The sequence below is a fragment of the Microbacterium sp. 71-23 genome (genome assembly GCF_001897265.1).
In the GTDB taxonomy this organism is placed as follows: Bacteria; Actinomycetota; Actinomycetes; order Actinomycetales; family Microbacteriaceae; genus Microbacterium; species Microbacterium ginsengisoli.
The window spans coordinates 90,187-110,849 of the sequence record NZ_MKSL01000039.1 but is presented as its reverse complement, the minus strand read 5'-3'; the positions used below and the strand labels follow the sequence as shown (position 1 = coordinate 110,849).

23 protein-coding genes are annotated in these 20,663 nt (G+C 72.2%); 6 read left to right on the top strand and 17 right to left on the bottom strand.

Going from position 1 to position 20,663, the window contains the following annotated elements:
- Positions 1 to 3: 3 nt before the first annotated feature.
- From pcaC to BGO15_RS12885, 7 genes are all read right to left on the bottom strand, one after another.
- On the bottom strand, positions 4 to 393 hold the full coding sequence (gene pcaC, locus BGO15_RS12915; protein WP_056206358.1) for a 4-carboxymuconolactone decarboxylase: 390 nt from the start codon (positions 391 to 393) through the stop codon (positions 4 to 6).
- Positions 390 to 1,178, bottom strand: coding sequence for an alpha/beta fold hydrolase (locus BGO15_RS12910; RefSeq protein WP_056206356.1), 789 nt, complete (start codon positions 1,176 to 1,178; stop codon positions 390 to 392). Before BGO15_RS12910 ends, pcaC begins: the two co-directional genes overlap by 4 nt.
- Positions 1,175 to 2,509 carry a lyase family protein gene (locus BGO15_RS12905; protein ID WP_235557387.1) on the bottom strand — a complete coding sequence of 445 codons (1,335 nt, stop codon included), beginning with the start codon at positions 2,507 to 2,509 and terminating at the stop codon, positions 1,175 to 1,177. Before BGO15_RS12905 ends, BGO15_RS12910 begins: the two co-directional genes overlap by 4 nt.
- Complete coding sequence (gene pcaG / locus BGO15_RS12900; RefSeq protein WP_056518873.1) at positions 2,499 to 3,059, bottom strand: protocatechuate 3,4-dioxygenase subunit alpha; 561 nt, start codon at positions 3,057 to 3,059, stop codon at positions 2,499 to 2,501. Before pcaG ends, BGO15_RS12905 begins: the two co-directional genes overlap by 11 nt.
- Complete coding sequence (gene pcaH, locus BGO15_RS12895) at positions 3,059 to 3,871, bottom strand: protocatechuate 3,4-dioxygenase subunit beta (protein WP_056206352.1); 813 nt, start codon at positions 3,869 to 3,871, stop codon at positions 3,059 to 3,061. The genes pcaG and pcaH overlap by 1 nt, the downstream gene beginning before the upstream one ends.
- An 83-nt stretch (positions 3,872 to 3,954) precedes the next feature.
- Positions 3,955 to 4,713, bottom strand: coding sequence for an IclR family transcriptional regulator (locus BGO15_RS12890; RefSeq protein WP_056518875.1), 759 nt, complete (start codon positions 4,711 to 4,713; stop codon positions 3,955 to 3,957).
- Between the two features lie 4 nt (positions 4,714 to 4,717).
- Positions 4,718 to 5,737, bottom strand: a complete 1,020-nt coding sequence (locus tag BGO15_RS12885) for an acyl-CoA thioesterase (protein WP_056518877.1) — start codon at positions 5,735 to 5,737, stop codon at positions 4,718 to 4,720.
- A 104-nt stretch (positions 5,738 to 5,841) separates the two neighbouring features.
- Here BGO15_RS12885 and purU point away from each other — a divergent pair, with 104 nt between their 5' ends.
- Positions 5,842 to 6,726 (top strand): formyltetrahydrofolate deformylase, encoded by an 885-nt coding sequence (gene purU / locus BGO15_RS12880; protein ID WP_045246362.1) that lies wholly within the window; start codon positions 5,842 to 5,844, stop codon positions 6,724 to 6,726.
- A gap of 40 nt (positions 6,727 to 6,766) precedes the next feature.
- On the opposite strand, the gene BGO15_RS12875 is transcribed toward purU, so the two are convergent.
- Both BGO15_RS12875 and BGO15_RS12870 read right to left on the bottom strand, forming a co-directional pair.
- On the bottom strand, positions 6,767 to 7,687 hold the full coding sequence (locus tag BGO15_RS12875; RefSeq protein ID WP_045246363.1) for a serine hydrolase: 921 nt from the start codon (positions 7,685 to 7,687) through the stop codon (positions 6,767 to 6,769).
- An 85-nt stretch (positions 7,688 to 7,772) separates the two neighbouring features.
- Positions 7,773 to 9,737 carry a M13 family metallopeptidase gene (locus BGO15_RS12870; protein WP_056518878.1) on the bottom strand — a complete coding sequence of 655 codons (1,965 nt, stop codon included), beginning with the start codon at positions 9,735 to 9,737 and terminating at the stop codon, positions 7,773 to 7,775.
- A 132-nt stretch (positions 9,738 to 9,869) separates the two neighbouring features.
- Here BGO15_RS12870 and BGO15_RS12865 point away from each other — a divergent pair, with 132 nt between their 5' ends.
- Positions 9,870 to 10,430 carry a cysteine hydrolase family protein gene (locus tag BGO15_RS12865; protein ID WP_056518881.1) on the top strand — a complete coding sequence of 187 codons (561 nt, stop codon included), beginning with the start codon at positions 9,870 to 9,872 and terminating at the stop codon, positions 10,428 to 10,430.
- A 39-nt stretch (positions 10,431 to 10,469) separates the two neighbouring features.
- Entirely contained in the window at positions 10,470 to 11,795 is a 1,326-nt protein-coding gene (locus tag BGO15_RS12860) for an MATE family efflux transporter (RefSeq protein ID WP_056206346.1), read from the top strand.
- Positions 11,796 to 11,832: 37 nt separating this feature from the next.
- On the opposite strand, the gene BGO15_RS12855 is transcribed toward BGO15_RS12860, so the two are convergent.
- Together BGO15_RS12855 and BGO15_RS12850 are read right to left on the bottom strand one after the other, a co-directional pair.
- On the bottom strand, positions 11,833 to 13,272 hold the full coding sequence (locus tag BGO15_RS12855) for an MFS transporter (protein WP_056518883.1): 1,440 nt from the start codon (positions 13,270 to 13,272) through the stop codon (positions 11,833 to 11,835).
- A 73-nt stretch (positions 13,273 to 13,345) separates the two neighbouring features.
- On the bottom strand, positions 13,346 to 13,987 hold the full coding sequence (locus tag BGO15_RS12850) for a TrmH family RNA methyltransferase (RefSeq protein WP_056206345.1): 642 nt from the start codon (positions 13,985 to 13,987) through the stop codon (positions 13,346 to 13,348).
- Positions 13,988 to 14,058: 71 nt separating this feature from the next.
- Between BGO15_RS12850 and BGO15_RS12845 the strand changes: the two genes are divergently transcribed.
- Positions 14,059 to 15,366 carry an Nramp family divalent metal transporter gene (locus BGO15_RS12845; RefSeq protein WP_171006115.1) on the top strand — a complete coding sequence of 436 codons (1,308 nt, stop codon included), beginning with the start codon at positions 14,059 to 14,061 and terminating at the stop codon, positions 15,364 to 15,366.
- Between the two features lie 10 nt (positions 15,367 to 15,376).
- Entirely contained in the window at positions 15,377 to 16,036 is a 660-nt protein-coding gene (locus BGO15_RS12840; RefSeq protein WP_056206340.1) for a metal-dependent transcriptional regulator, read from the top strand.
- Positions 16,037 to 16,090: 54 nt separating this feature from the next.
- Here BGO15_RS12840 and BGO15_RS12835 read toward each other — a convergent pair whose 3' ends face one another.
- The gene (locus BGO15_RS12835) at positions 16,091 to 17,050 is read right to left on the bottom strand and encodes an SDR family NAD(P)-dependent oxidoreductase (protein WP_045246371.1); all 960 of its coding nucleotides are present in this window, start codon (positions 17,048 to 17,050) and stop codon (positions 16,091 to 16,093) included.
- A 64-nt stretch (positions 17,051 to 17,114) separates the two neighbouring features.
- On the opposite strand from BGO15_RS12835, the gene BGO15_RS12830 reads away from it, so the two are divergent.
- Positions 17,115 to 17,924: an HAD-IIA family hydrolase gene (locus BGO15_RS12830; protein ID WP_045246372.1), complete on the top strand. Its 810-nt coding sequence runs from the start codon at positions 17,115 to 17,117 to the stop codon at positions 17,922 to 17,924.
- A 60-nt stretch (positions 17,925 to 17,984) separates the two neighbouring features.
- On the opposite strand, the gene BGO15_RS14830 is transcribed toward BGO15_RS12830, so the two are convergent.
- The 5 genes from BGO15_RS14830 to BGO15_RS14825 are packed head-to-tail and all read right to left on the bottom strand — an operon-like array spanning position 17,985 to position 20,564.
- The gene (locus BGO15_RS14830) at positions 17,985 to 18,137 is read right to left on the bottom strand and encodes a DUF8730 family Cys-rich protein (protein WP_048809382.1); all 153 of its coding nucleotides are present in this window, start codon (positions 18,135 to 18,137) and stop codon (positions 17,985 to 17,987) included.
- Between the two features lie 48 nt (positions 18,138 to 18,185).
- The gene (locus BGO15_RS12825) at positions 18,186 to 18,455 is read right to left on the bottom strand and encodes a metal-sensitive transcriptional regulator (protein WP_045246373.1); all 270 of its coding nucleotides are present in this window, start codon (positions 18,453 to 18,455) and stop codon (positions 18,186 to 18,188) included.
- Entirely contained in the window at positions 18,445 to 18,741 is a 297-nt protein-coding gene (locus tag BGO15_RS12820) for a YgaP family membrane protein (RefSeq protein ID WP_056206336.1), read from the bottom strand. The genes BGO15_RS12825 and BGO15_RS12820 overlap by 11 nt, the downstream gene beginning before the upstream one ends.
- Complete coding sequence (locus BGO15_RS12815; protein ID WP_056518886.1) at positions 18,734 to 20,446, bottom strand: FAD-dependent oxidoreductase; 1,713 nt, start codon at positions 20,444 to 20,446, stop codon at positions 18,734 to 18,736. Before BGO15_RS12815 ends, BGO15_RS12820 begins: the two co-directional genes overlap by 8 nt.
- Positions 20,439 to 20,564 carry a DUF8730 family Cys-rich protein gene (locus BGO15_RS14825; RefSeq protein WP_489433926.1) on the bottom strand — a complete coding sequence of 42 codons (126 nt, stop codon included), beginning with the start codon at positions 20,562 to 20,564 and terminating at the stop codon, positions 20,439 to 20,441. Before BGO15_RS14825 ends, BGO15_RS12815 begins: the two co-directional genes overlap by 8 nt.
- Between the last annotated feature and the right edge of the window lie 99 nt (positions 20,565 to 20,663).

Below are 20,663 nucleotides of genomic sequence, written 5' to 3'. Positions count from 1 at the left end.
CGCTCAGGCGTCGCCGAGCACGTCCTTCGCGATGCGGAAGGCCGTGTTCGCCGCCGGCACGCCGCAGTAGATCGCCGACTGCAGGATGACCTCGGCGATCTCGTCGTGCGTGAGCCCGTTGGTGACGGCCGCCCGCAGGTGCATCGCGAGCTCCTCGTGGTGGCCGAGCGCGATGAGCGCTGTCAGCACCGCGACCGAGCGCGACCGCCGGTCGAGCCCGGGACGCGACCACACGTCGCCCCAGGCGTACCGGGTGATGAAGTCCTGGAAGTCCGCTGTCAACGGCGTCGTGCCGGCGACGGCCCGGTCGACGTGCGCGTCGCCGAGCACCGCGCGGCGCACGGTCATGCCCTGGCTGCGGCGGGTCTCGTCGTCGAGGGGATCGGTCGTCATGGCTGCGCCTTCCGGGCGTGGGGGGTGAGGAATGCGATCAGCGCCGCGGCGGTCGCGGCCGGCTGCTCGGCGGGCGGGAGGTGCGCGGCATCCTCGATCACCGCGGCGCGACCGTCAGCGACGCCCTCGGCGATCTGGCGGGCCTTCGCCTCCGGGGCGACCTGATCGTGCCGACCCCACAGCGCGAGCACCGGGGTGTCGATCTCGCCGAGGCGGGCGGACACGTCGTAGGCGGCGAGCGCCTCGCAGCAGGCGGCGTAGCCCTCGTCGTCGGCGTCCTGCAGGGCGTGCAGCAGGCGGCCCGACAGCTCGGGCTCGCGCGCCATCGACTCGGGGGCGAACCAGCGCTGGGCCGACCCGATGATGAGCGCCGACGTCGACTGCGCGCGCACGGTCGCGGCGCGCTCGTGCCAGCTCTCGGGGGTGGCGAGCAAGGCCCCGGAGGCGACGATAGCGGCCGCGTCGACGAGACCCGGATGCCGCAGCAGCAGCTCGAGCCCGGTGGCGCCTCCGAGGGACACGCCCGCGTAGAGGGCGTGTCCGCCGTGCGCACGGATGAGGTCGGCGACCGCGTCGGCGAGCTCGCCCACCGTGAACGGGGCGGCCGGGGAGGGAGCGTCACCGTGACCCGGCAGATCCCACGCGATCACGCGGAAGCGCTCCGCGAGCGCCGGGAGGGTGTTCTCCCACAGGATCGTCGAGGTGCCGAGGGACGGCCCGAGCACGAGCAGCGGCGCATCGGCGGGCCCGACCGGATTGGTCGCCGCGATCACGGGCGCGGTCATGCGTCCTCCTCGGCGAGGGTCTCGTCGACGAATGCCGCGGCCAGCCCGAGATAGCGCGCGGGGTCGAGCAGGTCGTCGAGGTCGACGCGCAGGCCGCGGGCCGCGAGCGGTGCCTCGAGCAGTGTGCGCAGGTCTCCGCCCGTCGTCGCGCCGGCGATCGCGGCAGCCACCGTGTCGGCGCCGATGAGCGGGGCGAGCTCGGCCGAGAGCCGTTCGGCGACGATCAGCCCGTCGCTGAGCGCGAGGGTGCGCGCCACGGCGTCGAGGTCGACGACAAGACCGGCGGTGAGCGCCGCCGCCGTGCGTGCGGCCCCCAGCGCGACGCGCAGCAGCTCGCGCAGCGCGGGCCATTCGGCGTGCCAGGCGCCGTCGGGGCGCTCGTCGACGGCGCCGGCCGCCGCGAGGTGCAGGGTGGCCGCGAGCTGCGGTGCGCGCAGCGCCGCCGATCTGACGAGCACGGATGCCGCGGGGTTCCGCTTCTGCGGCATGGCGCTCGAGCCACCGCCGACCCCCTCGGACAGCTCGCCGATCTCGGTGCGCGACGCGGTCGCGACGTCGGCGGCGATCACGCCGAGCGCGTCGGTGACGGCCACGAGCGCATCGCCGAGGCGGGTCACGGGGCGGCGTTCCACGTGCCAGGGGGCGGCGGGAGCGGCGAGAGCGAGCTGCGCGGCGAAGGCGGCGGGCAGCTCGCGGGCCGTCGCGGGATCACTGAGCACGACCGCGGACGCGAGGGTGCCGCCGGCGCCGCCGAGCTGCGCGGGCAGGGCGGCGAGCGCCGCGGCGAGATCGGCGCGCGCCGCGCGCACACCGCGCAGCCACGACGCGAACCGGGCGCCGAGCGTCGTCGGCACGGCGTGCTGGGTGAGCGTGCGGGCCGCTGCGGGCACGTCGCGGTGAGCGCGGGCGAGGGCCGCGAGGGAACGGGCGGTCGCCCGCAGGTCGAGGTCGATCTGCTCCCCCGCGCGGCGCGCGACGAGCGCGAGCGCGGTGTCGACGATGTCCTGGCTGGTCGCGCCGCGGTGCACCCACCCGCGGTCGGCGGGCGCGACGGCGGCCCGCAGGTCGCCGACGAGCGGGATCACCGGGTTTCCACCAGACACCGCGCGACGCGCGAGGTCGGCGGCATCCACGGGCACGTCGGCGATCGCCGCGGCGACCGCGTCGACCACGTCGGCGGGGACGGATCCGACGGCCCCCCACGCGCGAGTGAGAGCGACCTCGACGTCGACGAGGGCGGCGAGCACCGCGGCATCCGACACGATCGCGTCGGCGCCGACGGTCACCGGGGAGAGCAGGCCGACATCGAAGACGGGGGGATCAGAAGGCAAGGAACACGGTCTCCTCATCGCCCTGCAGATGGATGTCGTGATGCAGATCGCCGCCGGGCGTGCGCGTCGCGATGAGAGTAGCGCGCTCGGCCGGGCTCAGCGACGCCAGCAGCGGGTCGGCGGCGAGCGCGGCCTCGTCGTCGGGCAGGTAGAGGCGGGTGTGGAGCTTGTTCGGAAGGCCCCGCGCGTAGACGATCACCGCGAGGAAGGGGGCGCGTCCGGGCTCGGCGCCGGGGTTGCGGGTCCAGAACTCGAAGTGGCCCTCGTCGGTCGTGAACGCGCGGCCGAAGCCGGTGAACGTGTGGTCGTCGCGACGGAACGCCCCGCGCGCCCGCGGCACGGTGCCGTCGGTGTCGGCGCCGAAGATCTCGACCATCGAGTCGGGGATGGGGTTGCCGGCGCCGTCGTAGACGGTTCCGGAGACGACGATCGCGCCCGGCGAGTGCGGGAAGGCGACCTGGTGCATGCGCGGGTACTCGGTGCCGTAGGCGAAGAACGGGCCGACGGTCTGCCCGGCGGTGGCGTCGAGGGTGCGGGGCGGGGTGGGCATCAGTGCTCCTCCTGCTCGGTCCAGGTGGCGTCGGGGCCGTCCACGACGATGTCGAAGCGGTAGCCCATCGAGAACTCCGGCACGGTGAGGTCGTGGTCGTAGACGCTGATGAGCGCCTCACGGTCCTTCGCGCGACGGATCGTGTTGTAGATCGGGTCGAGCGCGAACAGCGGGTCGCCGGGGAAGTACATCTGCGTCACGATGCGCTGGGTGAACGCGTTGCCGAAGACCGAGAAGTGGATGTGGGCGGGTCGCCACGCGTTCACGTGGTTCTTCCACGGGTACGGCCCGGGCTTGATGGTCGTGAAGCGGTAGGCGCCGTCGTCGTCGGTGACGATGCGGCCGGCGCCGGTGAAGTTGGGGTCGAGCGGCGCGGGGTGCTGGTCGCGCTGGTGGATGTAGCGACCCGCGGCGTTGGCCTGCCAGATCTCGACGAGCTGGTTGCGCACGGGGCGCCCCCAGGAGTCCAGCACCCGGCCGTGCACGGTGATGCGCTCACCGAGGGGCTCGCCCGCGTGCTGCAGGGTGAGGTCGGACTCGATCGCCGCGACATCCCGCTGGCCGAAGGCCGGGGAGAACAGCTCGATGGTCTCGGGGTCGACGAGCTTCGGGTTCTTGGTCGGATGCCGCAGCACACTCGACCGGTAGGGCGGGAAGTCGTACAGAGTGGCGGGCACGTGCTCGCCGGCGGCCTCGCGCGCATCCCACTCGGCGTGGAGGGCGGTGATCTCGGCGGTGATGGCCGCCTGGGTGGCCTGGTCGGGGGCCGCGAGCAGCGATTCGGGCGCCGCCGCGGTGCGTTCGCTCGTCATGGTGTCTCCTTCGACGATCCGTGGGGATGCCAGCGTCGCACCGCGCGCTGGCGCGCCGAGGAGATGTTCTCATTGAGTGAGAATCATGCGTCGGGGCGGAGCGCCCGCGACAGCTCTCGCGCCGCCTGCGTCACCATCGGCGCAAGGCGCTTCTCGAGGGCGTCGCCCGCGTGCGCGACCACCCCGATCGCGGCGGGGGGCAGCCCGGTGAGGGGTGCGAGCGGCGCCGCGACCGAGATGTTGCCGAGCGTCATCTCCCCGTGGGTCGACGCCCACCCGCGTGCGCGGGCCCGCGCGAGGTCGGCGCGCAGCGCCTCGGGGTCGGTGATCGACCGGGACGTCTCGGGCAGCAGGGGCACCGCCAGGTAGCGGTCGAGCCACGCCTCGTCGCGCCCCAGCAGGATGGCCTTGCCGACCCCGGTCGTATGCAGCGGATGCCGCCCGCCCTCCCGGCCGAGCGTGGGCACCGAGGCGCGTCCGGTGATGCGTCCGGCGAACACGATCTCGGCCCGCTCGGGCGGCACGTCGACGTCGAGCACCGCGAGGTGCACGTTCTCCCCCGTCGCCTCGTAGAGGCGCACCATGTGGGGCAGCGCGACCTCCCGCAGCCGCACGGCGACCGGCGACAGCTCGCCGAGCTCCCACAGCCGCGTGCCGATGGCGTAACGCGCCTCGCCGACGGCGACGAGCCATCCTTCGGCGACGAGGGAGGCGACCAGTCGGTGCGCGCTCGAGAGCGGGATGCCCGCACGCGCGGCGAGCACCGCGACCGGCAGCGACGGCTCGTCCTCGTCGAACGCCGCGAGCAGCCGGGTCACGCGACCGAACACCGTCTCTGTCATGGCCTCACGCCTCGAGGGTGAGCCCCGCCGGGATCGGCTCGATGCGCTCGCGCAGCTCGAGGATGCGTCGCGCGTGGGTGTGCAGGCGCACGTCCTCGGCGAGCTCGGGCAGCCACTGCGGCACCGGAAGCGCCTCGCCGTCCGGTGAGGGCACGACGAACACGCTCATGCAGAGCGTCGCGAGGCGTCGCTCGTGGGGCGTGCGCGGGTCGCCGGTGAGCACGCGGCTGACGACGTGCGCGCTGCGCGCGCTGGTGTAGACGATGCGGGCGTCGATCTCGACGAGGTCGCCGATCGAGATCGGCGTGAAGAAGTGGATGCCGCCCGAGTAGGCCCCGACCGCGGCGCTGGCCTCGGCGCCGTCGCGCACCCATGCCGCGGTGACCGCGTAGGCGGCCTCGTCCATCCACCGCATCACCGTGCCGCCGTGGGCTTTGCCTCCCCAGTTGACGACGCCGGGCGGCACGAGGAAACGCAGCGTCGTGCGGGGGGCGGCCGAGGCATCCGTGTATTCCTCGTCGAGCATGAGCGACTTGATCTCGGTGCGCGAGGCGATGCGGTCGAGCGCGAGGCGCTGCAGCTCGGCGTCGGCAGCCGACACGGGGCTCCACGCCGCCACGGGGGCCGGCCGGCCGTCGGCACCCTTCGCGACGAAGACCAGGATGCACGTGGTCGCCGGGGTGTACTCGCGGGTGCTCACGTCGGCCGAGGCGACCGTGGCGACGATGTGCATGCTCGTGGTGCCGGTGTGCACGATGCGGGCGCTCACCTCGATGAGACTGCCCGGCGGGATCGGACGCCGGTGGCGCATGTTGCCGACGTACGCGGTGACGCAGTAGCCGCCGGCCCAGCCGACCGCACACGCATAGGCGGCCTTGTCGATCCACTCCATGACGCTGCCGGCGGCGACCGAGCGTCCGCCGGCGGCGGTGTCGCCGGGGGTGGCGAGGAAGCGCAGCGTGATCCGGTCATCACGACCGGCGGCGGGATGGGCGAGCGCAGCGGGCTCCGCGTCGGGGGTCACGCACGACAGCGTAGTGAGTCGGATGCCGCGGCCCGCGGCATCCGCGCCCTCTCACCGCCCGCACAGCGCCGAGCCCGAGGCCTGGCGCTCCTAGACTGACGGGTGTGACCGGCCCTCTCACCGCCCCCATCCGCACGTCCCGCGACCACGCGTGCCTCATCGTGTACGGGCCGGACAAGGCCGGGGTCGTGGCGGCCATCACGGCGCTCATCACCCGCCACGAGGGCAACATCGTCTCCCTCGATCAGTACTCCGACAACCCGCAGGGCGGGGCGTTCTTCCAGCGGGTGGTGTTCCACCGGCCGAACCTGACGGCGGCGCTGCCGAGCATCGAGGAGGACCTCGCAGAGACCCTCGCCCCCTACGCGATGGAGTGGCGGCTGACCGACCAGTCGATCCCGAAGCGCATGGCGATCCTCGCGTCGACCTCCGACCACTGCCTGCTCGACCTGCTGTGGCGTCACCGCCGCGGCGAGCTGCCGGTGTCGATCCCGATGGTCGTCTCGAACCACACCAACACGGCCGACGACGTGCGCTCGTTCGGGGTGCCGTTCTTCCACGTGCCCTCGCAGGGCGCCGACAAGTCGGCGGCCGAGGCCGAGATCCTGAAGCTACTGAAGGGCAACGTCGACTTCGTCGTGCTCGCCCGCTACATGCAGATCCTGTCGGGCGACTTCCTCGCCGAGCTCGGGGTGCCGGTCATCAACATCCACCACTCGTTCCTCCCCGCCTTCATCGGCGCCGACCCGTACCGCAAGGCCAAGGAGCGCGGTGTGAAGCTCATCGGCGCGACCTCGCACTACGTGACCGAGGACCTCGACGAGGGGCCGATCATCGAGCAGGACGTCGTGCGCGTCACCCACGCCGACACCCGCACCGACCTGCAGCGCCACGGCGCCGACGTCGAGCGCGCCGTGCTCTCCCGCGCGGTGCTGTGGCACGCGCAGGACCGCGTGATCCGCCACGGCAACCAGACGATCGTCTTCTGAGGCGGGCGCGGCGTGGGCCGCGGCATCCGCCCCGAAGTGGTCAGAACACGTACTCCATGAGCTCGAGCCCGAGCACCCGGAACGCGTCGTGCGCCCGCAGCCGGTGCGCGATCGACAGGTCGTCGAAGCAGACCGTCAGCGCGTAGGACACCCCCGCGCGGGGACCGGCGAGCACCCCCGCCTCGGCGCGTACGCCGTCGCCCCGGCCGGTCTTGTTCAGGAACAGCAGACCATGCTCGTCGCCCTCGTGAGCGAACGGGTCGAGCCCGGTGACGGATGCCGCGAGGCTCAGGTCGTGCCCATGGCTCAGCCACTCCGACACCTGCGCACTGACGGCGGGTGTCACGACGCGGGAGTTCACGAGGTCGGCGAACAGCCGCGCGTACTCGCGGGTCGCGCCGAGCGCGACGTGCGGGGCGTCGTCGGGGCCGCGCCGGTCGCGGAAGGCGTCCATCATGGCCGAGCGCGACAGCCCGAGCTGCTCGAGCCGCACCCGCACGGCGGGGAGTCCGATGCGGGCGAGCAGCGCGTTCGCCGCGAGGGCGTCGCCGGTGGATGCCGCCAGCACCGCGAGGTCGACGACAGGCAGCGACGGCGCGGCGAGATGCTGCCAGGTTCCCGGCCCCGCGACCGCGGGGAGGCTCGTGCGGTCGACCACCTCGTAAGGGTCGAGGCGGTTCTGGTCGATCTGCGCCGCCACCTCCACCAGAAGAGGCACGACGCCGAGCCCCGCGATCGGCAGGCTCACGTAGTCGTCACCGACGAGCACCGCGCTGCCGCGGTCGAGGTCGTCGACGTGCACCGACACCTGGGCGCCCGCGACGGCGAGGGCGTCGAGCGCCGCCATGGTCGACGTGAACGAGCGTCGCCCCACGGCGACACGGCGGCCCGACCGGCTCGCCGCACGGCGGCGCCCGGGCGACGCCTCGGCGCCCCGCGCACGATCAGGAGTCGGTGCCACGGTGGGCTCCCTCCCGTCGGGTGCGGTGCGCGCGCACGGCGACTGTCAGCATCCGTTCGCGTGAGGCCATGCCAGCACGGCCGGGTTACCAGATGGTGACGCGCTCGCTCTCGGGGAGCCAGAGCGCATCGGTCTCGGTCACGCCGAACGCCGCGTAGAAGGCGTCGACGTTGCGCACGATCTGGTTGCAGCGGAACTCGTTGGGCGAGTGCGGGTCGATCGTCAGCAGCCGGATGGTCTCGGCGTCGCGACCCTTCTGCTGCCAGATCTGCCCCCAGCTCAGCAGCAGCCGCTGGATGCCGGTGAACCCGTCGATCTCGGGAGCGGGCTCGCCGCCGAGCGAGATCTCGTAGGCGCGGATCGCGATGCCGAGGCCCCCGAGGTCACCGATGTTCTCGCCGATCGTGAGAGCGCCGTTGACGTGGTTCTCGGGAGCGAGACCCTGCGGCACGAGCTCGTCGTACTGGGCGATGAGACTCGCCGTGCGCTGCTCGAACGCCGCACGGTCGGCGTCGGTCCACCAGTCCCGCAGCGACCCGTCGCCGTCGTACCGGCTGCCCTGGTCGTCGAACCCGTGGCCGATCTCGTGGCCGATCACGGCGCCGATGCCGCCGTAGTTGGCCGCCGCGTCGCGATCGGCGTCGAAGAACGGGTACTGCAGGATCGCCGCCGGGAACACGATCTCGTTCATGAGCGGGTTGTAGTAGGCGTTGACGGTCTGCGGGGTCATGAACCACTCGTCGCGGTCGATGGGCCCACCGACCTTTCCGAGCTGCCGGTCGTGCTCGACGACGTGCGCGCGGCGCACGTTGCCGACCACGTCGGCGGGGTCGACGACGAGTGCCGAGTAGTCCTTCCACCGCACCGGGTAGCCGATCTTCGGTGTGAAGGCGTCGAGCTTGGCGAGCGCGCGCTCACGGGTCTCGGGGCTCATCCACTCGAGGGTCGTGATCGACTGACGGTAGGCCTCGATGAGGTTCGCGACCAGCTCGTCCATGGCGACCTTCGCCTGCGGCGGGAAGTGCCGCTCGACGTAGACGCGGCCGACGGCCTCGCCGAGCGCCGCCTCGACGAGGCTCACGCCCCGCTTCCAGCGCTCGCGGTTCACCGGCACGCCGGTGAGCTGAGTGCCGTAGAACGAGAAGTTCTCGGCGACGATCTCCTCGGTGAGGAACGGCGCCGAGCCGTGGACGATCGCGTAGCGCAGCCACGACTTCCAGCCCTCGAGGTGCGCGTCGACGAGCAGTGCGCCCAGACCCTCCAGGAAGCTCGGCTGCTGCACGACGACCTCGGCGAACGCATCGGGATGCCCCGGTGCGAGCGCCGAGCGCCACGGCTCCAGGTCGACGCCCACGAGCGACTGCACCTCGTCCCAGGTCTTCAGGTTGTAGGTGGCGACCGCATCGCGGCTGCGCACGTTGTCCCAGTGCGCGGCGGCGATCTCGGTCTCGAGCGCGACGATGCGGTCGGCCTGGGCCGCGGCATCCGTCACGTCGACGAGGCCGAGCAGACGCTCGATGTGCTCGCGGTACGCGATGCGGGTCTCGCCGAAGTTCTCGAGCCGGTAGTAGCTCTCGTCGGGGAGGAACAGCCCGCCCTGCACGAGGAAGGGGACGTAGCGGGTCGGGTTGCCGGGGTCGGGCTCGACGTAGAGGTCGATGAGTCCGCGCACGCCGTCGCGCTCGAGCTCGCCGATCGCGATCAGGAGGTCCTCGACCGAGCCGATCGCGTCGATGCGGGCGAGCTGCGCCGAGATCGGCGCGAGGGATGCCGCGGCGATGCGCTCGGTGTCCATGAAGCTGGCGTAGAGGTCACCGATCTTGCGGGCCTCGGTGCCGGGCTCGGCCTGCTGCGACTCGGTGATGATCGCGGCGACGTCCTTCTCGGCCTGCTCGGCGATGAGGTGGAACGAGCCCCAGCGGGCCTTGTCGTCGGGGATCGCGGTGCGGTCGAGCCAGGCGCCGTTGACGTGGCGGAACAGGTCGTCCTGCGGGCGGATCTCGGTGCTCAGTTCGCCGAGCTCGAGACCGGAGCGGAGGTCTGCAGACATGGGCTCCACCCTACGCCGCGCACTCATGGGTCGGCCGGGAGTTGCGCACATCCGCGCACCCGCGTCCGCCGTGTCGGCGCCGCGCGGTACTGTCGCGTCGGGCCCGCACCGGCGGGCGGAGAAGAGGTCAGGATGTCGACACTCACCGCACGCGACGGCGCCACGGCGCTGCTCGTGGTCGACGTGCAGAACGGCGTCGTCGACGGCGCCCATGACCGCGACGGCGTGGTCACCCGCATCGCCGGGCTGGTCGCCCGCGCGAGACACGACGGCGTGCCCGTCGTGTGGGTGCAGCACTCCGAGGACGGCGAGCTCGAGCAGGGCACGGAAGCGTGGGAACTGGTGCCCGAGCTCGTGCCGGTCGACGGCGACGCGCACGTGCACAAGCGCTACGGCGACTCGTTCGAGGGCACCGACCTCGACGACCTGCTCGCCCGGCTCGGTGTCGACCGTCTGGTCGTCGCGGGCGCCGAGACCGACGCCTGCATCCGCTCGACCATCCACGGCGCGTTCGCGCGCGGCTACGACACGGTGCTCGTGAGCGACGCCCACACCGCCGGCGACAAGACCGCGTGGGGCGCCCCGAGCGTTCCCGACGTCATCGCGCACACGAACCTCTACTGGTCGTTCCAATCGGCTCCCGGCAAGTCGGCCGGCACCGCCACGGCCGGCGAGGTCGCCCTGGGTCGGTGAACGACCCCGTCGCCCCCGGACTCTCCCTACGCTGAGCGCATGACCGCACGCGGGGCCACGCTCAACCGGCAGATCCTCGCGCTCGCGGTGCCCGCACTCGGCGCGCTCGTCGCCGAGCCGCTGTTCCTCATCGTCGACGCGGCGCTCGTCGGCCACCTCGGCCTCGACGCCCTCGCGGGTCTCGGCATCGCCTCAGCGGTGCTGCAGACGATCGTCGGGCTCATGGTGTTCCTCGCCTACGCGACGACGCCGGCGGTGGCGCGGCGGTTCGGCGCGGGCGACCCGGGCGCCGCCGTGTCGGCGGGCATCGACGGCATGTGGCTCGCGGTGAGCCTGGGCGCGGTGCTCGCGCTCGCGGCATCCGTCGCGTCGCCGGGCATCGTGGCCCTCTTCGGCGCCTCGCCCGAGGTGACCGCCGCGGCCGACACCTACCTCGCGATCTCGGTGTGGGGGCTGCCGGCGATGCTCGTCGTGTTCGCGGCGACCGGCCTGCTGCGCGGCATGCAGAACACGGTGGTGCCGCTGTGGGTCGCCGGGTTCGGCTTCGCCGCGAACGCCGGACTCAACGCCCTGCTCATCTACGGGCTCGGGTTCGGCATCGCGGGCTCGGCGCTCGGCACCGTGCTCGCGCAGTGGGGCATGGTGGGCGTGTACGTCGCCGTCGTCGCGCGGCTCGCCCGCCGGCATGCGGCATCCGTCCGACCGCAGCGCGCCGGCATCACCGGATCGGCACGGCTCGGCGGGTGGTTGTTCCTGCGCACGGTGTCGTTGCGCGCGGCCCTGCTCGCGACCGTCGCGGCGGCGACCGCGCTCGGCACCGCGGAGCTCGCCGCCTGGCAGGTCGCGTTCACGATCTTCTCGACAGCCGCATTCGCGCTCGATGCCCTGGCGATCGCCGCGCAGGCGCTCGTCGGCAAGAGCCTCGGCGCGGGCGATCGGGTGCTCGTGCGCCACGTGCTGCGGCGCACGGTCGCGTGGGGCGCGTGGTTCGGTGTCGTCGTGGGCGCCGTGATCGCGGCCCTGTCGGGTGTGCTGGGCGGCCTGTTCACCGGGGACGCCTCGCTCTCGCCGCTCGCACAGCCGGCACTGATCGTGCTCGCGATCGCGCAGCCGCTGTGCGGGGTGGTGTTCGTGCTCGACGGCGTCCTGATGGGAGCCGGCGACGGCCGCTACCTCGCGGTGGTCGGGGTGCTCAACCTCGTGCCGTTCGTGCCGCTGCTCGTCGTGCTGGCGCTCGTCGGCGCGTCGGGGGCCGCTGGTCTCGCATGGCTGGCCGTCGCGTTCTTCGGGGTCTACATGCTCGCCCGGCTGGTGACGCTCTCCCGCCGTGTACGCGGCACGGCGTGGATGACCGTCGGGGTCTAGATCGGATGCCGCAGGCCCGCTGACCCGCAGACCGTGATCAGTCGCCGGCGGCGGGCTGCGGGATGGGCGTCACGTCGGCGCGCACCGCGGGCATCGCGACGGCGACCAGCATCATCGCCGCGACCGTGACGAGCACCGCCACGAACACCGCGGTGCCGGCCGCGGCGGCGCCCGCGGCATCCGTCTCGGCCCGTCCGGCGAGGGCGGCCGTGCTGATGGCCCCGAAGATCGCCGCGCCCACGGCGCTGCCGATCGAGCGTGCGAACATGTTGGCGCCGGTGACGACGCCGCGCTGGCTCCACTCGACGCTCGCCTGCGCGGCGATCAGGCTCGGGGTGGCGACGAGGCCGAACCCGAAGCCGGTGACGATGCAGCACAGCGCCACGAGGGCGACCGAGGGCCACGCCGAGGTGATCGCGAGCGCGGCGGTTCCGACGATGGCGATCGTGAGCCCGATGAGAACCGTGGGCTTGAAGCCGATGCGCAGGTAGAACACCCGCCCCGACATGCTCGCCGCGATCGGCCAGCCGATCGTGAGGGCGGCGACGGCGAAGCCCGCGATCAGCGGGATCGCACCCGCCGCGTGCTGCAGGTAGCCGGGCACGAACGAGGTCAGGCCGATGAGGCCGGCGCCGATGCCGAGCGAGATGAGCGAACTGCTCCAGATGAGGCGTCGCCCCATGAGCGCGAGCGGCAGCACGGGCTCGGCCGCGCGTCGTTCGACGAACACGAACACGATCAGCAGCACCGCCGCGGCGACGAACACGCCGATGCTCGCGGGCGAGTCCCATGCCCACGCGACGCCGCCTTCGAGCACACCGAGGATCGCGAGGCCCGCGCCGCCCATGATCAGCAGCGACCCGGCGACGTCGATGCGGTGCCGCGGCGCGTCGGCGCGCCGCACCCCGGGTTCGTGGAAGTTGCGGGCGATGAGCCAGAGCGCCGCGATGCACAGCGGCAGGTTGACCCAGAAGATCCAGCGCCAGATGCCCAGCTGTGCGAAGATCCCGCCGAGCGCCGGGCCGACCACGCTCGCCGCCGCCCACACGCCGGCGATGTAGCCCTGCACCTTGGCCCGCTCGGCGATCGTGTAGATATCACCGGCGATCGTGATCGCCATGGGCTGCACCGCCCCCGCGCCGAGACCCTGGATCGCGCGGAAGACGATCAGCGCTGGCATCGACCAGGCCACCGCGCACAGCACCGAGCCGAGCAGGAAGAGGGCGATGCCGATGATCATGACGGGCTTGCGCCCGATCGTGTCGGCGAGCTTCGAGTAGATCGGCACGGTGATCGCCTGCGCGAGCAGGTAGATGGAGAACAGCCACGGGAACTGGCTGTAGCCGCCGAGGTCCTCGACGACGCTCGGCACGGCGGTCGCGAGGATGGTCGCGTCGATCGCGACGATGCCGGTCGCCACCATGAGCGCGAGCAGGATGGGTCCGCGTTCCGACCTGAGACCGACGCCGTCACTCATGCGCACTCCGTTCCGCGGCATCGCCGCCGGTGAGCACAAGCCGCGAGGAGCCCGGGGTATTCCGCGGCATCCCTCAGCCGGCGTGACGCCGGCACCACTCGTACATGATGATCGCGGCGGCGGCCCCGGCGTTGATCGAGCGGGTCGACCCGTACTGGGTGATCTCGACCGTGGCGGATGCCGCGGCGAGCGCCTCGGGCGAGAGCCCCGGCCCTTCCTGGCCGAACAGCAGCACGCAGCGCTCGGGAAGGTCGGCCCGGTCGACGGGCACCGACCCGTCGACATTGTCGATCGCGATGACCGGCAGCTGCGCGGCGGCGGCCCAGGCGGTGAAGGCGGCGATGTCGTCGTGGTGCACGACGTGCTGGTAGCGGTCGGTGACCATGGCGCCGCGGCGGTTCCACCGCCGGCGCCCGATGATGTGCACGGTGTCGGCGAGGAACGCGTTGGCGCTGCGCACGATGGAGCCGATGTTGAGGTCGTGCTGCCAGTTCTCGATGGCGACGTGGAACGGATGCCGCCTCTCATCGAGGTCTGCGACGATCGCCGCCATGCGCCAGTACCGGTAGCGGTCGATGACGTTGCGGCGGTCGCCGTCGGCGAGCAGCTCGGGGTCGTAACGGTCGTCGTCGGGCCAGGCGGCGCCGCCTCCCGGCCAGGGACCGACGCCGTGCGCGAGTTCGGGCTCGTCAGGGTCGGCGGGGCTGTCGGTCACGGCTTTCACGGTAGTCGTCGCCCCGGGCGCTGAGGGTTTTCGGCGTACCGAAAAATGGGTAAGGTTTCGGCATGCCGAAAAATATGCGCAGCACGGCCGAGGTCGCCCTCGACCCGGCGCCGGCGCGCACCGCGCAGCCGCGGCTCGTGCTGCTGCTCGGCCCGGCGCTCGTCGCGGGGGTCGCCTACCTCGACCCGGGCAACGTCGCGAGCAACATGTCGGCCGGCGCCGCCTACGGCTACCTGCTCGTGTGGGTCATCGTCGCGGCGAACCTCACCGCCTGGCTCGTGCAGTACCTGTCGGCGAAGCTCGGCGTCGTCACCGGCGCGAGCCTGCCCGAGGTGCTCGGCAGCCGCATCCGCTCACCGTGGGGACGGCGCGCCTACTGGCTGCAGGCCGAGGTCGTCGCCATGGCCACCGACATCGCCGAGGTCATCGGCGGCGCGGTGGCGCTGCATCTGCTGTTCGGCCTCCCGCTCGTGCTCGGCGGGGCCATCACCGGCGCGATCTCCCTCGGCGTGCTCATCGTGCACAGCCGCGGCGGCGCCCGACGGTTCGAGCTCACGATCGCCGCGTTCCTCGTCGTCATCGTGGTGGGCTTCTCGGCGGGCGTGCTCATCGCCCCGCCCGATGCGGCCGGGGTGCTCGGCGGTCTCGTGCCGCGCTTCCAGGGCACCGACTCGGTGCTGCTGGCCGCGTCGATCCTCGGGGCGACGGTCATGCCGCATGCGATCTACGCGCACTCGGCGCTCACCCGCGACCGCTTCCACGGCACGCCGACGACGTCGCTCCCGCGCCGGGCGTCGACGCTGACGGATGCCGCCACCCGCCGCATCCTCGTCGCCACGCGCTGGGACGTCTCGATCGCGATGATCGTGGCCGGGTCGGTCAACCTCGTGATGCTGCTGATCGCGGCCGTCACCCTTCCGGGCGCGGCCGGAACCGACACCCTGGAGGGCGCGTACGCGGCGATCCGCGACAGCCTCGGCCCGATCATCGCGGTGCTCTTCGCGGTCGGGCTCCTCGCCAGCGGCCTCGCCAGCACGTCGGTCGGAGCGTATGCGGGCTCGGAGATCATGCACGGCCTCCTGCGCGTGCGGGTGCCGCTCGTCGCCCGCCGCATCGTCACCCTCGTTCCGGCGCTCGCGATCCTCGGGGCGGGTGTCGACCCGACCTGGGCGCTCGTGCTCAGTCAGGTCGTGCTGTCATTCGGCATCCCGTTCGCGATCGTCCCGCTCGTGTGGCTGACCTCCCGCCGGTCTGTGCTCGGCACCCACCGCAACCGGGGAGTGACGATCGCGCTGGGGGCCGTGGCATCCGTCCTTCTGGTGGCGTTGAACGCCGTGCTGCTCGTGCTGGTCACGACGGGCGCCGGATAACCTGGATGCCGTGTCCCCCGCGTCCTCGTCGAGTCCGGCCGTCGACGACTACCTGAAGACGATCTACCAGCACACCGAGTGGCAGCCGGACCGCATCACTCCCTCGCAGCTGGCGACCGTGCTCGGCCTCGCCCCGTCGAGCGTGACCGAGATGGTGCAGAAGCTCGCCGCTGCGGGTCTCGTGCGGCACCGCCCGTACGGCCCGATCGAGCTGACCAACGGCGGACTGCACCGCGCCGCGCAGATGGTGCGCCGCCACCGTCTCATCGAGACGTGGCTCGTGCAGGAGTTCGGCTACAGCTGGGACGAGGTGCACGACGAGGCCGAGGTGCTCGAGCACTCGCTGAGCGACCGGCTGCTCGAACGCATCGACGCCCGGCTCGGGCGGCCCCGGTTCGATCCGCACGGCGACGCGATCCCCGATGCCGACGGCGAGGTGGAGCGCGAGCCGTTCGTGCTGCTCGCCGAGGCCGAGACCGGGCATCGCGGACGGGTGCTGCGCGTGAGCGACTACGACCCGGCGCTGCTGCGCGCCCTCGAGCAGGCGGGGGTCGATGTGGGGCACACCGTCACGGTCGTGACCGCGGGCGCGAGCCCGGTGGTGACGCTCGACGGAGCCGCGGCGGCACTTCCCGACGGCGCGGCGACGGCGGTCTGGCTCAGCGCCTAGCGCCGCGCCGCACGGCGGCCCGCACCGACATCGCACCGCCGCGACCGGGCGCCCTCAGCGGCGCGCGGCCTCGAACGGCCAGCGCAGACGCGTCGCGTTCTCGCACGTCACCCAGTACCGCTCCGCGACGGCCGGATCCTGGGTGACCTTGGCGGGAGCCGCGAGCCGCGGCGGTCCGCTCGTCACCCGCGCCGGTCCCCAGAACTGCCCGCCGACGACGTCGGGATCGACGAGCGCGCGCACGAGCGGCCAGGCGCCGTGCTCCTTCGACTGGGTGAGGGGCGACTGGAGGTTGTCGACGAACCGGCCCAGGCGACTCGGCTCATTGACGCCCTGGATGCCGGCGGTGCGCCCGCTGACCGAATAGCCCGGGTGGGCGATGACGCTCGCGACCGGCACGCGCTCGGCGCGCAGGCGACGATCGGCCTCGAGGCCGAGCGCGGTGGTCGCGATCTTCGACTGCACGTAGGCGCGCCAGCCGGAGTAGCCCGAGGCGAGCTGCGGATCGACGGGATCGATGCGCCCGAGCGAGGTCGACATGCTGCCGAGCCACACCATGCGGCCGCGCGCGGCCGCGAGCGTGCGCAGCAGGGCGCCGGCGAGCGCGAAGTGACCGAGCGCGTTCGTCGCGAACACCAGCTCGTTGCCGTCGAAGGTCGTCTGCCGGTGCCGCGGCGGGTGCACCATGCCGGCGTTGAGCAGCAGTCCGTGCAGGCGCCCGCGATGCCGCACCGTCGCGGCGGCCGCACGCACCGAGCCCAGATTGGAGGTGTCGAGCAGCAGCGTCTCGATCGTGCCGCGATGCGGGGCATCCGCCGTGCGACCGAGCACGGCAGCCTTCGCCGCCGACAGCCGATGCGGGTTGCGGCCGGTCATGATGACGTGGGCGCCGCCGCGCACGAGCTGCTCGCACGAGAAATAGCCGAGCCCCGCGTTGGCACCCGTCACGAGATAGCTGCGCCCGCGCAGATCGGGCAGGTGCAGGGGGTTCCACTCAGCCGCTCTCGCGCTCACGGCTACGACCTTACGCCCGGGCCGTTTCACGGCGATGACGGATGCCGCACCCTAGGCTGAACACATGCGTACACGTGCCGACGTCGAGTGCTGGCTGACCGACATGGACGGGGTTCTCGTGCATGAGAACCAGGCGATCCCCGGAGCCGCCGAACTGCTCGCCCAGTGGACCGACACGGGCACGCCGTTCCTCGTGCTGACGAACAACTCGATCTTCACGCCGCGCGACCTGAGTGCGCGCCTGCGGGCATCGGGGCTCATCGTGCCCGAGACCGCGATCTGGACGTCGGCGCTCGCGACCGCCGACTTCCTGAAGGCGCAGGCGCCGGGCGGATCGGCGTTCGTGATCGGCGAGGCCGGCCTCACCACGGCGCTGCACGAGGCGGGCTTCATCCTCACCGAGACGATGCCCGACTACGTCGTGGTCGGCGAGACCCGCAACTACTCGTTCGAGGCGATCACGAAGGCGATCCGCTACATCGCCGCGGGTGCCCGCTTCATCGCCACGAACCCCGACGCGACCGGCCCGTCGGTCGACGGCATCCTGCCCGCGACCGGCGCGATCACCGCCCTCATCACGAAGGCGACCGGCCGCGAGCCGTACGTCGTGGGCAAGCCGAATCCGATGATGTTCCGCTCGGCGCTCAACCGCATCGGCGCGCACTCCGAGTCGACCGGGATGATCGGCGACCGCATGGACACCGACGTGGTCGCCGGCATCGAGGCGGGACTGCACACGGTGCTCGTCATGACCGGCATCAGCGACCCCGCCGAGATCGAGCGGTTCCCGTTCCGTCCCGACGAGGTCCTCACCTCGGTCGCCGACCTCATCCAGCGCGCCCCCGTCGAGTCGGACCTGCCCGAGGTCGACTGAGCCGCGGCATCCGCCCGTCGTCACCGAGAGCGGATGCCTCGCCTCAGCGCAGCACGAGGGTCAGCGCGCGAAGAGCCGCGAGAACAGACTCGTCTTCTCGTGTCCCTGGCATCGCTGGGACTGGGGAATGCCCCGCATGACCTGGTCGACGTGCTGCCCGCAGCCTCGCCAGGTGGTTTTGCCGCAGGTGCGGCAGGTGACGGTCGTGCACATGATGCTCTCCGTAGGTGTTCGTGGGTGTGGTGCTGTTCGCCGAGCCCGTCAGGCGAGCATCAGGAAGAGCTTCTCGAGTTCGTCGGTGCTCAGCCCCGGCTCGGCGCTCTCGGGATCGGCGAGGCACTCCTTCATCGCCGTCGAGACGATCGCGAATCCCGCACGGTCGAGCGCGCTCGAGACGGCGGCGAGCTGGGTGACGATGTCACGGCACGGCTTGTCCTGCTCCACGGCGGCGATCACCGCATCGAGTTGTCCTCGCGCGCGACGCAGGCGGTGCAGGATGCGCTTCTGCGCTTCGGGGTCATCAGTCTTCATGGACATCCTCTCGGGGGTGATCGGTCGACGGCGCCGCCGCCGGATTCGACTCGCGCCCGGCTTCGTCGGAACGCCGGCGTCGGCGCGAGATCGGGGAGTCGACGCAGCGACCGGTGATGGCGGAGAAGGCGAGCAGCAGCCCGCCGATTGCGGCCGGAATCGCCGCCCAGGGCTGGTCCGACAGGCCGGCGGCGGCCGACAGGAGGACGACGGCACCTGCGATGTACACAGCGCGCTCGCCGGGCGGCGCGGCGCAGACCGGGAGCCGCGGCACCCGGTCACGCATGCTGCATCGCCTCGGGCCGCTCGAGGATCTCGCTGGCCTCGCCGCCCCACCATGCACGGAGGGTGAGCATTCCGCCCGAAAGCGATGCCGAGTCGAACCCCTCTTGCGCGAGGACCCGATGAGCAATCGCCGAACGCACCCCGGATTGGCACATCACGCGGATCGGACGGCCGCCCGCGGCCGACCGAACCTCCTCGATGCGCCCCCGCAGCTCGGTGTGCGGGATGTGCATCGCGCCACGTACTGCGCCTGCGGCGACCTCTGCCGCCGTGCGGACGTCCAGGAGAAGCGCCCGGTCGAGTACCGCGGCGAGCTCGTCGGCGTACCAGAGGCGCAGCGCACCGGTGCGCACGTTCTCACCCAGCATCCCGGTGAGGTTGACGGGGTCCTTCGCCTGCCCGAACGGCGGCGAGTATGCGAGGTCGAGGTCGATGAGGTCCTCGACCGAGAGCCCGGCGCGAATCGCTGTCGCAAGCACGTCGATCCGCTTATCGACGCCGTCCCGTCCTACGGCTTGGGCCCCCAGAAGACGACCGTTCGATGTCGCCGCGTGCACGACGAGGTGCACCTGTGTGGCGCCGGGGAAGTATCCGGCGTGCTGGTTCGGGTGGAGGTGCAGGGTGACGTAGTCGACCTCAGCCGCGTCGAGCGCCTGTCGGTTCGCCCCGGTCAGCGCGGCGACCTGGTCGCCGACGCGAACGATCGCCGTGCCCGTCGGCGCCGGCAGCATGCGGGCGTGCTCGGGCCGGAAGATGGCGTCGGCGACGAGGCGTCCGACGCGATTGGCGGGGCCGGCGAGGGCGATCGGCCGCCGTGCGCCGGTCACCCCGTCGACACTGAGCACAGCGTCACCGACGGCCCAGACGTTCGGGACTGTCGTTCGACCGTGCCCGTCGACGATGATCGCTCCGCGCTCGCAGCCCACGCCTGCCGCCTCGAACACTTCGGTGTCCGGCCGCACGCCGACAGAGAGAACGACGAGATCGGCGGCGAGTCTGGCTCCGTCGCCGAGGATGACGACGTCCTCCTCATCGTGTTGCTCGATGGCGTCGGCTGCGACGCCGAGGTGCAGATCGACGCCCAGGGCACGAAGCTCGGCAGTGACCACAGCCGCGAGCTCTCGCTCGAGCGGCGGGAGGGGGTGGGAGGCGACGTCCACCAGGCTGACCGCGAGTCCGCGACGAGCGATGACTTCCGCGGCCTCGATCCCGATGAAACCGGCACCGAGCACCACCGCGCGGCGGATGCCGCGGTCGACGGTGCGACGCAGCGACGTTGCATCGTCGACGGATCGGAGCGTGCGTACTCGCGGGGAGTCGAGACCGGGGATCGGGGGGCGCACCGGCCGAGCGCCCGGGGCGAGGATCAGGTCGTCGTAGGCGATCTCATAGTCGCCGTCGATCGTGCGAACGCTGACGACGCGACGTGTGATGTCGAGACCGAGCACGTCATGTCCGGTGCGCACATCTAGTGCGAGCGCGGCCCGCAGCGAGCTCGGTGTCTGCACGAGGAGCGAGTTCTCGTCGGCGATCTCTCCTCCCACGAAGTAGGGCAATCCGCAGTTGGCGAAGGAGACATAGGCCCCACGCTCGAGCACGACGATCTCCGCGCGCTCGTCCAGTCGGCGGGCGCGAGCCGCTGCGCTCATGCCTCCGGCAACGCCCCCCACGATGACCAGGCGATGAGGTGCTCCGCTCTCACGCATCGGGGTGCCCCGGGCAGCGCTCCGACGGGTCCACGCCGCGCAGGGCGTCCTCGACGTGCTGGCCGCACCCCGTCCAGGTGGCTTTGCCGCATTCAGGGCAGGTGATTCGACTGCACATGGCATTCCTCTCGACGGAGCGAAGCTATACCCCCTGGGGTACTTGGGTCAAATACGGGTGGGGGTATCCATCGATCCAAGAGCGATCCGCCCGTCGTCA

Excerpts from the sequence above, each read along its gene's own strand:
- pcaC (WP_056206358.1), bottom strand. The coding sequence starts at position 393 with ATGACGACCGATCCCCTCGACGACGAGACCCGCCGCAGCCAGGGCATG.
- BGO15_RS12910 (WP_056206356.1), bottom strand. The coding sequence starts at position 1,178 with ATGACCGCGCCCGTGATCGCGGCGACCAATCCGGTCGGGCCCGCCGAT.
- pcaG (WP_056518873.1), bottom strand. The coding sequence starts at position 3,059 with ATGCCCACCCCGCCCCGCACCCTCGACGCCACCGCCGGGCAGACCGTC.
- pcaH (WP_056206352.1), bottom strand. The coding sequence starts at position 3,871 with ATGACGAGCGAACGCACCGCGGCGGCGCCCGAATCGCTGCTCGCGGCC.
- BGO15_RS12890 (WP_056518875.1), bottom strand. The coding sequence starts at position 4,713 with ATGACAGAGACGGTGTTCGGTCGCGTGACCCGGCTGCTCGCGGCGTTC.
- BGO15_RS12870 (WP_056518878.1), bottom strand. The coding sequence starts at position 9,737 with ATGTCTGCAGACCTCCGCTCCGGTCTCGAGCTCGGCGAACTGAGCACC.
- BGO15_RS12865 (WP_056518881.1), top strand. The coding sequence starts at position 9,870 with ATGTCGACACTCACCGCACGCGACGGCGCCACGGCGCTGCTCGTGGTC.
- BGO15_RS12860 (WP_056206346.1), top strand. The coding sequence starts at position 10,470 with ATGACCGCACGCGGGGCCACGCTCAACCGGCAGATCCTCGCGCTCGCG.
- BGO15_RS12855 (WP_056518883.1), bottom strand. The coding sequence starts at position 13,272 with ATGAGTGACGGCGTCGGTCTCAGGTCGGAACGCGGACCCATCCTGCTC.
- BGO15_RS12845 (WP_171006115.1), top strand. The coding sequence starts at position 14,059 with ATGCCGAAAAATATGCGCAGCACGGCCGAGGTCGCCCTCGACCCGGCG.
- BGO15_RS12830 (WP_045246372.1), top strand. The coding sequence starts at position 17,115 with ATGCGTACACGTGCCGACGTCGAGTGCTGGCTGACCGACATGGACGGG.
- BGO15_RS14830 (WP_048809382.1), bottom strand. The coding sequence starts at position 18,137 with ATGTGCACGACCGTCACCTGCCGCACCTGCGGCAAAACCACCTGGCGA.
- BGO15_RS12825 (WP_045246373.1), bottom strand. The coding sequence starts at position 18,455 with ATGAAGACTGATGACCCCGAAGCGCAGAAGCGCATCCTGCACCGCCTG.
- BGO15_RS12820 (WP_056206336.1), bottom strand. The coding sequence starts at position 18,741 with ATGCGTGACCGGGTGCCGCGGCTCCCGGTCTGCGCCGCGCCGCCCGGC.
- BGO15_RS12815 (WP_056518886.1), bottom strand. The coding sequence starts at position 20,446 with ATGCGTGAGAGCGGAGCACCTCATCGCCTGGTCATCGTGGGGGGCGTT.
- BGO15_RS14825 (WP_489433926.1), bottom strand. The coding sequence starts at position 20,564 with ATGTGCAGTCGAATCACCTGCCCTGAATGCGGCAAAGCCACCTGGACG.